This window comes from Pseudocolwellia sp. AS88 (assembly GCF_030551755.1).
Lineage (GTDB): Bacteria > Pseudomonadota > Gammaproteobacteria > Enterobacterales > Alteromonadaceae > Pseudocolwellia.
Genome location: NZ_JAUPEC010000008.1, coordinates 118,713 through 133,362 on the forward strand (window position 1 = coordinate 118,713; position 14,650 = coordinate 133,362).

At 34.2% G+C, this 14,650-nt stretch carries 11 protein-coding genes; 7 read left to right on the top strand and 4 right to left on the bottom strand.

Annotation, left to right across the window (positions count from 1 at the left end):
- Positions 1 to 298: 298 nt before the first annotated feature.
- Positions 299 to 2,431: a TonB-dependent siderophore receptor gene (locus Q5N69_RS07950; protein WP_304368337.1), complete on the top strand. Its 2,133-nt coding sequence runs from the start codon at positions 299 to 301 to the stop codon at positions 2,429 to 2,431.
- Between the two features lie 127 nt (positions 2,432 to 2,558).
- Here the strand turns inward: Q5N69_RS07950 and Q5N69_RS07955 are convergent, their stop codons facing one another.
- A complete protein-coding gene (locus Q5N69_RS07955) occupies positions 2,559 to 3,164 on the bottom strand; it encodes a peptidylprolyl isomerase (protein WP_304368338.1) in 606 nt (201 codons plus the stop codon).
- 184 nt (positions 3,165 to 3,348) lie between these two features.
- Here Q5N69_RS07955 and zapE point away from each other — a divergent pair, with 184 nt between their 5' ends.
- From zapE to Q5N69_RS07980, 5 genes are all read left to right on the top strand, one after another.
- Positions 3,349 to 4,575: a cell division protein ZapE gene (zapE, locus tag Q5N69_RS07960; RefSeq protein ID WP_304368339.1), complete on the top strand. Its 1,227-nt coding sequence runs from the start codon at positions 3,349 to 3,351 to the stop codon at positions 4,573 to 4,575.
- Positions 4,576 to 4,730: 155 nt separating this feature from the next.
- Positions 4,731 to 5,216: an Hsp20 family protein gene (locus tag Q5N69_RS07965; RefSeq protein WP_304368340.1), complete on the top strand. Its 486-nt coding sequence runs from the start codon at positions 4,731 to 4,733 to the stop codon at positions 5,214 to 5,216.
- 127 nt (positions 5,217 to 5,343) lie between these two features.
- On the top strand, positions 5,344 to 5,538 hold the full coding sequence (locus Q5N69_RS07970) for a hypothetical protein (RefSeq protein WP_304368341.1): 195 nt from the start codon (positions 5,344 to 5,346) through the stop codon (positions 5,536 to 5,538).
- A gap of 2 nt (positions 5,539 to 5,540) precedes the next feature.
- Positions 5,541 to 6,398 (top strand): RNA polymerase factor sigma-32, encoded by an 858-nt coding sequence (locus tag Q5N69_RS07975; RefSeq protein ID WP_304368342.1) that lies wholly within the window; start codon positions 5,541 to 5,543, stop codon positions 6,396 to 6,398.
- A gap of 525 nt (positions 6,399 to 6,923) precedes the next feature.
- Positions 6,924 to 7,535 (top strand): trimeric intracellular cation channel family protein, encoded by a 612-nt coding sequence (locus Q5N69_RS07980; RefSeq protein ID WP_304368343.1) that lies wholly within the window; start codon positions 6,924 to 6,926, stop codon positions 7,533 to 7,535.
- A 171-nt stretch (positions 7,536 to 7,706) separates the two neighbouring features.
- On the opposite strand, the gene Q5N69_RS07985 is transcribed toward Q5N69_RS07980, so the two are convergent.
- Positions 7,707 to 8,867, bottom strand: a complete 1,161-nt coding sequence (locus Q5N69_RS07985) for a polysaccharide lyase family 7 protein (protein ID WP_304368344.1) — start codon at positions 8,865 to 8,867, stop codon at positions 7,707 to 7,709.
- Positions 8,868 to 9,750: 883 nt separating this feature from the next.
- Positions 9,751 to 10,911: a polysaccharide lyase family 7 protein gene (locus tag Q5N69_RS07990; protein ID WP_304368345.1), complete on the bottom strand. Its 1,161-nt coding sequence runs from the start codon at positions 10,909 to 10,911 to the stop codon at positions 9,751 to 9,753.
- 785 nt (positions 10,912 to 11,696) lie between these two features.
- Between Q5N69_RS07990 and Q5N69_RS07995 the strand changes: the two genes are divergently transcribed.
- Positions 11,697 to 13,220 (top strand): DEAD/DEAH box helicase, encoded by a 1,524-nt coding sequence (locus Q5N69_RS07995; protein WP_304368346.1) that lies wholly within the window; start codon positions 11,697 to 11,699, stop codon positions 13,218 to 13,220.
- Between the two features lie 65 nt (positions 13,221 to 13,285).
- Here Q5N69_RS07995 and Q5N69_RS08000 read toward each other — a convergent pair whose 3' ends face one another.
- The gene (locus tag Q5N69_RS08000) at positions 13,286 to 14,506 is read right to left on the bottom strand and encodes an endonuclease/exonuclease/phosphatase family protein (RefSeq protein WP_304368383.1); all 1,221 of its coding nucleotides are present in this window, start codon (positions 14,504 to 14,506) and stop codon (positions 13,286 to 13,288) included.
- Positions 14,507 to 14,650 lie beyond the last annotated feature (144 nt).

Sequence of the window (14,650 nt, forward strand, 5' to 3'; positions counted from 1 at the left end):
TTTAATCCAAAAACCTTAAGATATAAGCACTCATATACTTATATTAATTATCTACTTAATAAATATTCGATTTTAATACCTCTACCTTAAAATGTTACTGTTAAAGCAGTGTATAAACACTTAAGCCCTTAAGTGTTTTCTGTGTATTTATAAATATCATCTCCCTGCATATACATTAATACTAATAGTTCTTATTTGATTATATAAATGCTTTTGATAATCATTATCATTTGAATTATTTCTATGTATAATGCTTTCAAAAATTATTTACATATTATTAACGCAAGGGTATTTAAACATGAAGTCTACGCATTTTTTTGTATTGTCGTCGCTTACTTTGGCTATGGGTTTGTCAAGTTCAGTGAATGCAATGGAGTCAGAAAAAAACATTGAGAAGTCTGATAAAGACGTTGAACAGATTTTAATTTTAGGTGTACGCCAAGACCGTGTAAGCAAAGGCGCTACAGGCTTAACACTAGAATTAAATGAAACACCTCAATCAATCAGTGTAATTAGCTCTGAACAAATTAAGAACTTTGCTGCTACAAGTGTTAATGATGCTCTTCAAATGGCAACGGGTATAACGGTAGAGCAAGGTGAAACTAACCGTACTCGCTATACATCACGTGGTTTCGATATTAAAAGCACTCAAATAGACGGTATTGGCCTACCTAATGGTTGGGGTCTTGTTACTGGCGCTGTAGAGAGTTACGGCTATGAAGATATTGAAATAATTCGTGGTGCCAACGGTCAATTAACGGGTGTAGGTAACTCAGCTGGTACGATTAATTATGTTCGTAAACGTCCAACCAATGAAAATGAAGGTGAAGTAGGTGTATCTGTTGGTTCGTATGGTTTAAAACGCGTTGAAGCTGATTATTCTTTCTTGTTAACCGAAAGTGGAAGTTGGGCTGCACGTGTTGTTGGTGTTTTAGAAGATGCTGATTCATACCTTGACGCTTTAGAAGATGACCGTGGATTTATCTCTGTTGTGGTTGATGGTCAAATAAGTGATAACTCAACAATTGCTTTTGGTGCTTCTCATCAAGATGCAAATAGTGACGGTGTTATGTGGGGTGGTTTACCATTAGCTTATTCTGATGGAACACAAGCTGACTTTGATGTAGGCACAAGCCCGACCCAAGATTGGACGATGTGGGACACTGTTAATACAAACTTTTTTGTCGAATATACTTATACATTTGATAATGATTGGGAAATTAAAACGACCTACAACAGACAAGATTCAGATGATCAAAGTAAGTTGTTTTATGTTTATGATGCGCTGGGTGTTTTTAACAGCCAAACGAATTTAGGTTTAGTTGGTCTTCCTGGACGTTATGATTCTGAGTTTAGTGCTAACTTGTTTGATGTAACGGTTAAAGGTAAATACGATTTAGCGGGTAGGCAGCATGAGGTAATGTTCGGTGCAAGCACATCTAAAAGTACAGACACTTCATACACTAATGCTGCTGTAGCTGGAGCACCTTATATTGATTATGCAGGCAATACCGTATTATTCACTCCGGCTTTTCCATATTCAACAAGCTCAGACGCTATTCCAGAACCTGAATGGTCAGAGAAAGTTAAATACGCTGAACTTGATGTAACCTTAACACGCATATTTGGCTCAACTAAGGTGAACATAACTGATGACTTATTTGTTATTGCTGGTTTTAATGCGATTGACTATACCCGTAAAGGCTATAATGAAGGTGGACCTGTTGATAATAATGAAAGCGAAATTAGCCCTTACCTTGCCGCAACTTACTCGATTAATGAAGATGTTAATGTTTACATTGGTTACTCAGACATTTATCAACCGCAAGAGCAAACAGACTTTGATGGACATTTTTTAGATCCAAGTAAAGGCACTAACTATGAAGTGGGTGTAAAAACTCAATGGTTTGATGACAACCTACTTGCTACTTTTTCAGTATTTAGTGCAGAGCAAGAAAATGTATCTGTTTTTGCTGGTTTGAACACTACGGGTAATTATTATTATGAAGGCACAACAATGGAAACTGAAGGTTTTGAGTTTGAAGTTGTGGGTCATATTACTGAAAACTTGAATACTTATTTTGCTTACACCTTCTTGGATATAGAAGATGAATTAGGTGAAAATACAAGTGCTTGGGAACCCAAAGATTTAGTTAAGTTTTCATTAGATTATAGCTTACCTGAAATGTCTGAATTGACCTTTGGTTTAGGTGGTAAGTGGCAATCAAAAGTTGAAAATGCGGCAGGAACGGTTAAACAAGATTCATATTTACTACTTAATGCTTTTGCTCGTTGGGATATATCAGAAAAACTTAGCCTACAAGCCAATATTGATAATATTACTGATGAAAAATATATTACCAGTTTAAAGAATGTTGGTTTTTATGGTGCTCCAACCACGGGGCGTGTAAGTGTAACTTACCAATTTTAACGTTTACTTAAGTAATTGTTAAACATGGCGTAAATAATTATTTAACGGTAAATAATTATTTAACGGTAAATAATTATTAGCCCTAAACTTTATACATAAGGTTTAGGGCTTTTTTACCTAAAGTTTATTACTCTTTTTTTTCATCAAGAATAACCACTCTTAAAATAGTGATCATTTTCTTCGGCACCGTTGGATAACCCAATTCTTCGCTGTAGCCAACCTCAACTTCTGAAATAGCTTCAAGTACTTCGTAACCTTCAATAACTTCGCCAAAAACCGCATAGCCCCATGTTCTTCCTGGATCTAAATTAGTATTATCATTTAGGTTAATAAAAAATTGGCTCGTCGCTGAATGGGCATCATTGAGTTGTTTGGCCATGGTGATAGTGCCGTCTTTATTTTTTAAGCCGTTACCAGATTCATTAAAAATAGGTTTGTCGGGTTCAATTTCAGTGTAGTTTGTCATAAAGCCACCGGCTTGAATAAGGTAAGCCTCTTCTACGCGGTGAACTAAGGTTTTATCGTATTGGCCACGAGCAACATAACCTAAAAAGTTATCAACGGTAATTCTAGCGCGATAGCGATCGAGTTGAAGCACTACATTTCCCATCGATGTTTCTATTCGTACTTTGGGAGATAAGTTGTTTGGCTGAATGTATTGACCTTTTGTACCAGCAGCAAGCAGTTGAAAAGACATAAATATTGAAAGAATGATAAGAGAAATTCTGAGCACGTTGAACCCTTTTATGAGAATGAAATAAAGCTTAGTTTAATTGAGTAGTATTTTACATACATAACATATTATCTTCAGTTTATTGAAAATACATCAATTTGTATAATATCAATCTCTGAACAAAATGGTGTTTTACGTTAGAATACACATGTTCTTCATTCTAACTAAATAACATTCTTAAACGATGCTAAATACTTCTCCTTTCATACAATATCAAAACCTAATCAGTGCTAATAAAATAAGCTTCGACGATTCACAACAGCAAGCTGTTGAACTATTGCAAAACTTATATGAAGCAATAGAAGCTGAAGACACAGAAGTTATTTATCGTACTGCGATTAAAGGGCTTTATTTATGGGGAAAAGTAGGGCGCGGTAAAACATTTTTAATGGATTTGTTTGTGAATAGCTTGCCAGATACGTTATGTAAACGTCAGCATTTTCATCATTTTATGCAAGATGTTCATCGCCAGCTTAAAGATCTTTCTGGTCAGGCTGAACCTTTAAAACGTATAGCTGAAGCATTTAGTTGTAAGTATCGAGTATTGTGCTTTGATGAGTTTTTTGTATCTGACATTGGTGATGCGATGTTACTCGGTAATTTGATGCAGTTTATGTTCGACCTTAATATTATTGTGGTAAGTACAAGTAATTGCGCACCAAGCGAGTTATATCGAAACGGTTTACAACGAGAACGTTTTCTCCCTGCGATTGCCGCTATTGAACAACATATGCAAACATTACATTTGGCAGGTGAGCATGATCACCGTCTTCGAACATTAACTTATGATCAAAGTTATTTTGAATTATCTGCCAAGCAATCTATTGAAGAGCAAGTGGCTTTACATCAAAGTTTATTAACTCGGTTTGATTTGAAGTCAGATGCGGTTGTTCAAACTCCTCTTAAGGATGTTGAAGATCACATTGTCGCACAAGCAAAAACCATCAATATTTTAGGTAGAGAAATGACTTATATCGCTAAAAATATTGAAACCGAAAATCATGTGATTTGTTTTGATTTTACAGAGCTATGTGAAGGACCACGAAGCCACTTCGACTATATAGAACTAGCCAAACAGTTCACCACTATTTTATTGTTTAATGTGCCTCCTATGAGCGGACAATCTTATGAGCGCATAAAAGCCAGAGGTACAGAAGATAATGGGTCAAACATTAATGTTTCAGCGGGTTTAACTGGTGAACGCGAGGTAATGTTAGCTCCTATGGATGATGCCGCGAGACGCTTTATTGCTTTAGTTGACGAATGTTACGATTGTGCAATTGATTTATTTATTACGGCTTATGTGCAACAGAGCGAGCTTTATAATAGTGGCTCATTAATGTTTGAATTTGAACGTACGAAAAGTCGACTGATAGAAATGGCATCACTTGAATATAGAAATAAGATATAAAACTTTATATTTATATTTTAAATTTTTATAAAAAAAGTACTTGTTTTCCTTTCTACTGACCCTAAATAAATCACTGTGATAAAGATGTCTTTTTAAAGAGCTTTAATCACAAAACTTGTTTTTATTTTTATGTTGCTTCTAACGGAGGATATATTATGAACTCACTTGATTTAACCCCACTTTACCGAAACAGTGTTGGCTTTGATCGTTTTGCATCGTTAATTGATCACGCTTTCACATCCGACACATCTGCAAGCGTTTATCCGCCTTACAATATTGAAGTTCTCGACGAAAATCAGTACGGCATTACTTTAGCTTTAGCCGGTTTTTCTCAAGAAGAACTGGATATTCAAGTAGAAAAAGGTGTACTAACAGTACGAGGAAATAAAAACGCTAAAGACGAGCGAAAATATCTGTACCACGGTATTGCTAATCGATCTTTTGAACGTAAATTTAATCTAGCAGATTATGTTGAAGTAACCAGTGCCGATCTTTCTAATGGTCTTCTCACTATTAGTTTAGTGAAAGAAATACCTGAAGCTATGAAGCCAAAATCTATTGCTATTAATCAAAATGCAAAAGCGATTGAGCATCAAGCTGACGAAGGCCAAAAATCTAAAAAGGAGGATAAAGCTACTTAATATATTAGAGGGTGTAGCAATACACCCTCTACCTTAACTTGTTGAAAATATTAGTTTACGAATATGTGCTATTTCTCTCAAGCGCATTATTTGAGCTTATTTTATATTGCTTAAATGAGGATATATCATGACTTCAAAAAAGAGACCTATGCTTAAAATATTACTTATCTTATTAACCCTTGTTTTAGGTATAGGTTTTTCAACGTCAACCATAATTAAAGAAAGTAAAGCCAATGGAGGCTCGTATCAGTTAATCGATTATCAGCACAACAATTTAAGTATGCTCAGTTTAGTCAATAAGCCAAAATATAAGGAGGGGTAACTATGTCTATTCAACTGCCAGCTGCCTTAGCTAATGTGGGATGTTTTCAATCATATTTAACTCATGTAAATAGCATTCCAGCACTAAACGAAGAGCAAGAAAGAACTCTGTTTGTAAATTACCAAAACAACAATGATCTGCAAGCAGCTCAACAAATTGTTTTGTCTCATCTTCGTTTTGTTGCTTACATAGCAAAAAGTTATAAAGGTTATGGTTTACCGATTGAAGATTTAGTTCAAGAGGGAACGGTTGGCTTGATGAAGTCGGTAAAGAAGTTTAGTTTAAACTTTGGGGTAAGACTCGCAACTTTTGCTGTGCATTATATTAAGTCAGAAATACAAGAGTTTGTACTTCGCAATTGGCGTTCGGTAAAGTCGGCAACAACAAAAGCAAAGCGTAAACTTTTTTATAACTTAAGACGCTTAAAAGCGAAAACTGAATGGTTAACAAATCAAGAGATAAAGGAGGTTGCTTGTAAGCTTGATGTTAGTGAAGATGATGTAACCGATATGGAGGTTCAGTTAACACAACCTGATGTATATATTGACGCTTCAACAAATGATAATGAAGAGTCTGGCTCTATGCTTATGAGCAGTTTGCTAGAAGATAAAAGTGAATCCTTCTCTACTCAATTAATACAGGATGATTTTACGCAAAAATCTTTACAACAAATAAGAGAAATTGTTAATACCTTAGATGAACGCAGCATAGATATTTTAAATAACCGATGGTTGTCGGATAAGAAAGTTCCTCATAAGGTTTTTGCTGATAAATATGGTGTATCTCAAGAGCGTATCCGACAAGTTGAAGAAAAAGCCATTATCAAGATAAGAAAAAAGATGGCTGATTATATTTATTAACTGTAGTTTTTTACTTTAAAGTTGACGGATTTTTAGCTCATCAATCTAACCTTAAACCTGAATTTAAGCACAAACCTGAATGAAAACCTAAACTGTAGATAAGCTCTTTTCATATAGCATGGCGAGAGCTTATTTTGTTTTTTTTCAGTTAACATTCATGTATCAAATAAACCTTCACACTCCATTCAAGGGTAGCTAAAAAGTATATTAAACCTGAGCTCGGCTTAATATATTCTTCTCTAACAGCTATTTTTACTTGCTTCATCTTTAAATTTACTTGCAATAGGCTAGCTATTGATACGAAATTTTCCTTGAATAAAGAAAAATTACCAAGCTAGAGTATAAGTTAAGTTTTATTAGTAATGATTTCAATAAATTAAAAATACCTTAAACCGAGTTCAGGTTATTAATTTAAAAGTTAGGTTTTAAAGCTAACGGTTTAAAGGTAATCTTGCCTAATTTTTATTAGCTGAAAGCCTAGTTAATAAAAAATGGACTTTTAATAAAGAATATTAGAGATACATAATGACTTACTTGCTGATGTTTGATCTTATCGGATGTGCAGTTTTTGCATTGTCTGGCGCTATTATTGCCTACCAAAAAAGAATGGATGGCATAGGTGTTATTGTTTTAGCTGCAGTAACAGCCATTGGTGGTGGAACCGTGAGAGATCTTTTATTAGGTGTACCTGTATTTTGGGTGAGTCAACCCAGCTATATTTATGCGATTATTTTTTCGAGTTTAGTTGCTATATTATGGATCAATAGCTCTAAAAAACTGCCTGAGAAAGCTTTAGAAATTGCTGATGCTTTTGGTTTAGCGTTATTTGTAGTGATGGGTACAGCAAAAGCATTAGGTGTTGGTGTACCTCCACTTACCGCTGTAATTATGGGGACTATAACTGGTTGTTTTGGTGGTATGATACGTGATGTGTTGGCGAATGAAATTCCACTTATATTCAGAAAAGAGCTTTACGCAGCTTGTACCATAGCGGGTAGTTCAGCGTATGTATTATTGCTCCCATATTTATCTCCCATGATGAGTGCTGCAATCGCATTTACTATTATTTTAGTATTAAGATTAATGGCAATAAGATGGCAACTGGCTTTACATGTATTCAAATTTACAGATGAGTAAATGATAAGGGTATAGAGTAGGGTGTTGCTTATTAAATTTAATCTTTGAAATAAAAAAACACTAAGCCTAAAGAACTTAGTGTTTTTGTTTCAATTCAATAATTGGTTTTGCTTTTACTTATATTCTGATGCTAACTTTCTGGAATTAGCATCAGGTAGTCATTAATAGATATTAGTGATTACTAGAGTAACTAACATCAGTTAATGTGATTTTAGACTTTGTAATACCTATTTCATCAAAACACTCGGCAAAAGATTCTGAATCACCACGAGTACCACAGTCATCTCTGTCGCCACCTGGGTATTGTGATTGCATGTAGTTACCAAACTTGAAGTAAGCACTGCTATCATCTTTTACTGTAAGATCCGCCGTTTTACCTAGGGCTGAAACTTTAACGCGACCTCTATCATTTGTCATTGTTAAATCAAATGATTCACCACTTCTTATTGTACCTAGTGGAAAAACTGTTTCTGAAGAGTCGTTTTCACCACGCATACGAACATAAACATCAAATATCCCATTGCTTGCAACACTATCAGTAAGCTTGCTTTCATTAGAATCAGCAATATATACCTTCATTAGGGTAGAAGTGTCGCTACCATGGTGTTGTGCTACGATAGTTTTCCCACCATCAGACATTTCTACTTTATAGTTGGCAGAAAATGATTCGTCTGTATCGTGCATCGCTTTTCGTTCGCTAGGTTTGATTTTGTACTCATGACGCCACCCGCCACCATTAGAAGTTGTATGTTGAGCTTCTAAAGGTACGAATACTAGTGTTGAATCATTTACTAATGGATGTGGATCACTTCCTTCAAGATCAAATAAGCTACCGTTTGTAATAATACTTGGGATGTCAGCACCACTGCTAGTTCCGCCACCAGAACTGTCATTAGTTGCTACAAGTTCAAAGTTATCAAAACGAACATCACTTGAACTGTTATCGTGTTTTGCAAAAACTTGTAATGTATTTATATTTTTAGTGGTAAAAGTTTTAGATACTTTTGTCCAACTGCTCACATTAAATTTTTTGTTTTTAAACAGACCATTATTATCATTAATACCTATTTGGCCTTTACCTTTAACATAAGCTGTTAAAGTATATTCCGTATTTTTTTCTACATTAACAACTTGATGAACACGACCAGGACTGCCTTTGATTTTTAAAGAACTAGAACCTTGATACGCACTTTGAGAAATAGCTGCTGGCTCTTTTTCTACCCAGCTTGACCAGCCACTTTCAAAGCCGGCATTATTAATATTTGCTGCTTGAGTAAGACATGCTGTTGCAGAAAGTGTTGTTAAAAGAACAAGTGATTTTTTGTTAAACATTTTTTGTATCCCCGACCTAATATTTTTCTCTGTTACATAAAAAATTAGTTTTTATATGCAGAACGAGCAATATTGGTTTTTTATTTATTATGGTTTTACCGCTATTTTTAATGGCTTCGAATTGATTTAAGTTAAACATATGTTTCATGTTCATATTTATACTTGATATCGAAACTCGTGAAAGACTATGCATTTGTCACTTACCAATTGTCAATGTTTATTTTTAGGTTTTTGGTAAGTGGTGTTTTTTTATTTTGGTAAGTTGTGTTTTAGTTTTGATTTCATGAGGAGTTGTTTATCTAAATGGCCTTTTAATTTGTAAGCTCTAATTGTTGTTTTGGTCTGACCGCTTATTTTTTTAAATTATATTCTTTGTATTCAGTGTTTTATGTATTTGTTCTTCTTTGTTTATATAGTTTTCTAGATTGTTTTTTATTATCTATATCGATGGAAATGAACGTTAATATATAAATGGTTAACCAAAAAAACTTTGTGATAAATGATTTTTTGATTTTTTTACGTGTTTGAATTTATGTTTTTATTTTTATTGGTCATACAGGTTTTTGTGAGGATTTTATGAGTGATTATTAGGCAATGATAATAATTAAATAACAAGATATGAGTGATTTTTTTGGAATTATATAGGTAACACCAATAAATTCCCGAATTAATCTGCTTTTTATATTTGTAGATTACATATGAATATGAAGGATTAAAAGAATGAGCTACTCTAGAAGTTTATTTGGTATTGTTATTGTGAGTAATAACAATTACAGAAGGTCTGAACTTAATAAAGTTAAATAATTAACATAAAAAACGCTAAACTTAAAAGCTTAGCGTTTTATTTTAAATTCAAAACAATAATCGATTGAATTTACTTTTATTAATGATTACTGCTGTAGCTAACATCAGTTAAGGTTATTTTGGATGTTGTAATACCTATCTCATCAAAACAATCAGCAAAAGACTCTGAATCGCCTCGTGTACCACAGTCATCTCTATCACCAGCAGGGTATTGAGATTGTATGTAGTTACCAAACTTGAAGTAAGCACTGCTGTCATCTTTTACTGTAAGATCTGCAACTTGACCTAAACCGGTAACTCTTACACGACCGTCGTCATTTGTCATTGTTAAGTCAAATGACTCACCACTTCTTATTGTCCCTAACGGGAAAACAGTCTCAGAAGAATCACCTTCACCCAGCATACGTACGTACACATCAAAAATACCATTACTTGCTACACTATCTATTAAATTGCCTTCATTAGAATCAGCAATATATACTTTCATTAGTGTAGAAGTGTCACTACCATGGTGTTGCGCTACAATAGTTTTACCACCGTCAGACATTTCCACTTTGTAGTTTGCAGAAAATGACTCTTGTGTATCATGCATCGCTTTTCGTTCACTAGGTTTTATTTTGTACTCATGACGCCAACCACCGCCATTAGAGGTAGTATGTTGTGCTTCTAAAGGTACAAATACTAAAGTTGAGCTGTTGACTAATGGATGTGGATCATCACCTTCAAGATCAAATAAATTGCCGTTAGTAATAATGCTTGGAATAGTAGCACCACTGCTAGAACCACCGCCAGAGCTGTCATTAGTTGCTACAAGTTCAAAGTTATCAAAACGAACATCACTAGAGCTGTTATCGTGTTTTGCAAAAACTTGTAAAGAAGTTTGGTTACCGTTTGTAAAAGTTCGAGATATTTTAGTCCAGTTACTCTCATCAAACTTTTGATTTTTAAATAAACCATTTAGGTCATTAATACCTATTAGCCCCTTTCCTTTAACATAAGCACTTAATGTATATTCAGTGTTTTTTTCTACATTAACTAGTTGGAAAACACGACCCGGACTGCCACTTATTTTTAAAGAGCTAGAACCTTGATACGCATTACCTGAAATTGATGCAGGATCTGTCTCGTCCCAACTTGACCAGCCACTTTCAAAACCTGCATTATTAATAGTTGCTGCTTGAGTTAGGCAAGATGTTGCAGAAAGGGTTGTTAAAAGAATAAGTGATTTTTTATTGAACATTAATATATCTCCCTGACCGAATATTTTCGTTTCTGTGATAAATATAGATTTACAACAGAATTAAGCATATTGGTCTTTTATTTATGTATGATAGTTTGTTATTACGTTTATGTTTTAACTTGATCAGGTTAACTTTATAACCCATGTTTTTGTTTTTATATCTTGCTAAAACATGCTTAAGACTATGCATTTCAAGATTACCAATTGTCAATATGGTGTATTACCTATTGGTATGGCCTGTTGTGTTTTTTTGGTAATCGTTATTTTGTTTTTATATGATTTTTTTATGTAGGGAGTGTTTGTTGGTTTTTAATATTTTCTTTGTTTTTTGTTTTGTAAGTCTATGAAAGTATTTGTTTAGTTCTTGTTGGTTTTTACTTTTATTAAACTGCGTATTTTAATTTTTATGATTAATTGGTTTACCAACTGTTGGCTTTTTATTTAAATGAATCTTTACAATTCTTTACTGTTTGTAATATTTTTTTCATCAAAAAGTCATTTTACTAGTATTTGACTATCCTCAAGATATTATCGGATATGTTTTTTCTTAACTTTGTGTTTAAAGGCATCGACATATTATGAAAAACAAACACTAATTAGCCTTTAAAAGTAAATTAACTGAGTATTATAGTGATAAGAGCAAAACATCCCTTATAATGACCAAACGATCAAAAGTTTTACCGCATAAAAATAGATGTTTCAAAAACCACGTTAATGATGTGATAAAATATTAATCATACAAAACGTGTTCAACTAAACTAACGCTAAAATCAAGCTCGAGTAGTATGCAGATATTAGAAAAAGATTATCAAATAAACAGTATTCGAAAAGCAATTAGTGCAGGAGTTAACTCGATTATTGCATTACCAACAGGTGGCGGTAAGAGTATCTGTATACTTAAATTATGCCAAGCAATGTCTGATAAAAAAGTTGTTGTTAGTTTACGTAATGCAGCATTAATCCCTCAATTATTAAATACACTAACCGTTAATGGTTTAACGGTTAGTGTGGTTAAGTCTGGCTACAAATATGTTGCTGGTGGTGACGTAACCTTAATAATGGAGCAGTCATTTACTCGAAGAAAACACCTAAATATACAATGTGACGTATTACTGCGCGATGAGTATCATGTTGGTTGTATGGGGGGCGTTTACATCTCTATGCGAGAAGAGTTATCACCGGATTTAATTATTGGTCTTACTGCAACTCCAATTGATAGATTAGGTGTTTATATTGACAGCTCGATGCAACTTATCGAAGAAACAACGACTAAATTATTGATTGAGTCAGGTGAGTTAGCCAAACCTGTTTATAAAGTACCTAGCTTATCGCAAGAAATAGATTACAGCTCTGTCAAAATGTATCGTGGTGATTTTAGCGTTTCTGGCCTAGACCTTATCTTATTAGAACATTGTTCGTTAGTAGCACAACAAACCGTTGATGATGCCCTTTCTCAAGGTCGTAAAGTGATGTTGTTTGCTAACTCTATCAATCATGTAGAGGCGTTATCTGATGCTTTTCATTTATTAGGTGTTAAGCATGAGCGCGTACATTCAAAGCGTTCAAACGCTGATAATGATGAAAGTATTCGCAGGTATAAATCTAATGAAGTTAGATTAATTATCAATATGTCTATGTTAACAATAGGCTTTGATGATCCTCAAACCGACTGTGTAGTACTCGCCAGACCAACTAAAATTTTAAGATTATACCTACAAATCATTGGACGATGCTTACGTGCATGTGAAGGTAAAAAAGATGCATTGATACTCGATTTAGCTCAATGTATTTCAACTCATGGTTTTGCAGAAGATTACCGCGATTTTACACGTAAAACAGCTAAGTCGGCTGCTATTATGTCTGAGCGTTTAAGTGTTACTAATATTGGTCAGTTTGTTGATGGTGAGTTTAGTTATAGCGATTCTATCGAACGAAAATTAGTTAAGAAAAAATCTCCTCGTAAGAAGCCTCGCCCAAGAGTGATAGTCACTAAAGAGCAAGTGGAAAGAACAGAAAGTAAACGTGCAGATGCACTGCTACGACTAAGCCCAAGAATGGAAAAGCTTGTTAGTACTATTGAACTAGTGAACAGTGTTTATGAACAGCAGGGCGATGAACACAAAATGCTAGAACAAGCGAATATGGTGAAACTTGTTGCTCTTATAGGCTTTGCTTATAGTGATGCATTAGTTGATACCGTAACTAAGTTAGTTGAAGAACTACACGCGCAAAACAATACTATTAAAGGCTTATTAGGCAGAGTGAGTAGTTTAATTACCGCGTTAGCGATGAAGGATATGGTTATTTAGGTTTATTATTAAAGCATAGCGTTTCTTGTTAATTGTTGTTTGCTATGTTTTATTTTATATATCCTTCACGATCTCAAAGTTAAAGTCACTGATACAACCCCATGATCTGTACTTTCACCATCACGATCAAATATAGGGTTAATTAAATGCCTATCATACGTATGGTAATCACTTACTTGTAAAAGACTATCGTGATAACTGGCATCAAACTCACAAGATAATAAAATATAATCGAGCACTGAATTGCTAGCACCATAGTAATGAGTAGGTGTTCTCGCTGGGGCTAGTTGGTTTGCATCAGTGGTAATGGCATCAAGTAACGATTTATTTATCCGTTTTACTTCTGAGTTTTTGATAGCATCAGTTGTTTCAACCTTTTCGGTGTTCTCAATTATATTAATGTTTTCAGTAACCTTTGGAGTTTCAGTAGTTACATCTGTAATAGGACTGTCTTCAGTGTTGTGTGCAACATTCTCATTCATGTATTCGTTATGAATGAACGCTTCAAACAAATCCCAAGCATCTTTTAAACAGTATTTGGCAAGGTAGGCATCTTTATCTATTGATGAAACAAAACGTAAATCATGGGTGAGTAGGTGACTTAAAACACCATCGGCTAAGGTATTATTAAAATCGCCCATGAGTACCATAGGATTATTTGTGGACTCACGTCTTTCGATCATTTCAATCATTAATAATGTTGCTTCACTACCACGTTGAATCGTTGAGCCCCAACCACCCGCAATATTTGCTTTTAAGCTTTCTATAATGGATTTTTCTTGCGACCAATTATTTTCTTGTTCTTCAATACTCAACATTGAGCGTTTAGATTTAAAATGCACAACATAACAATCACTGTTACCTATGTGTGGTACATCAACTGTTGCCCGAATAACTTTTCGACTAAAAGAAAATTCGTTAGTCAGTCCTAATGTTTGTGCCAATTCAAGGTTAGGTTTTACTGTGGCTATTTCACTTATTGGAAAGCGTGAAGCGATAGCTACAACTGGGCTACGATAAATAAAGTCATCAATTACTTCAGGTTCATCAACTACTGCAAAATATTTATAACCTTGCTCGGCGACTAAGTCTTTAAGCGATTCAGGGCTAAAGACTTCTTGGAAACCAATAATATCAGGCTGGTATTCTTTTAAGTATGCGCTTATCCAATTTTGCTTTTTTGCCCATTGTTCAGCGCTATAAATACGATCAAAATCATAATAAGCATTCGGTGGCTCTAGGTAATTAAATAAATTGAAGGTAGCAATTTTTAGTTGAGTATTTATTTCTGATGCAGGTAGGTTTGAAGCTTTCCCATCTAGTGGCGAGAGTTTCTTATGTGTTTCTGTTTTGTCTCTATGATTGATGATGTTAGCTCGAATAAACAATAAGAGGCCATTATACCTTATTGTTTATTTATAAATATGAAT

Bases quoted from the DNA above. Each gene is read 5' to 3' on its own strand.
- Q5N69_RS07970 (WP_304368341.1), top strand. From the start codon at position 5,344: ATGACTTCAAAAAAGAGACCTATGCTTAAAATATTACTTATCTTATTA.
- Q5N69_RS07990 (WP_304368345.1), bottom strand. From the start codon at position 10,911: ATGTTCAATAAAAAATCACTTATTCTTTTAACAACCCTTTCTGCAACA.
- Q5N69_RS07950 (WP_304368337.1), top strand. From the start codon at position 299: ATGAAGTCTACGCATTTTTTTGTATTGTCGTCGCTTACTTTGGCTATG.
- Q5N69_RS07985 (WP_304368344.1), bottom strand. From the start codon at position 8,867: ATGTTTAACAAAAAATCACTTGTTCTTTTAACAACACTTTCTGCAACA.
- zapE (WP_304368339.1), top strand. From the start codon at position 3,349: ATGCTAAATACTTCTCCTTTCATACAATATCAAAACCTAATCAGTGCT.
- Q5N69_RS07995 (WP_304368346.1), top strand. From the start codon at position 11,697: ATGCAGATATTAGAAAAAGATTATCAAATAAACAGTATTCGAAAAGCA.
- Q5N69_RS07975 (WP_304368342.1), top strand. From the start codon at position 5,541: ATGTCTATTCAACTGCCAGCTGCCTTAGCTAATGTGGGATGTTTTCAA.
- Q5N69_RS07980 (WP_304368343.1), top strand. From the start codon at position 6,924: ATGACTTACTTGCTGATGTTTGATCTTATCGGATGTGCAGTTTTTGCA.
- Q5N69_RS07965 (WP_304368340.1), top strand. From the start codon at position 4,731: ATGAACTCACTTGATTTAACCCCACTTTACCGAAACAGTGTTGGCTTT.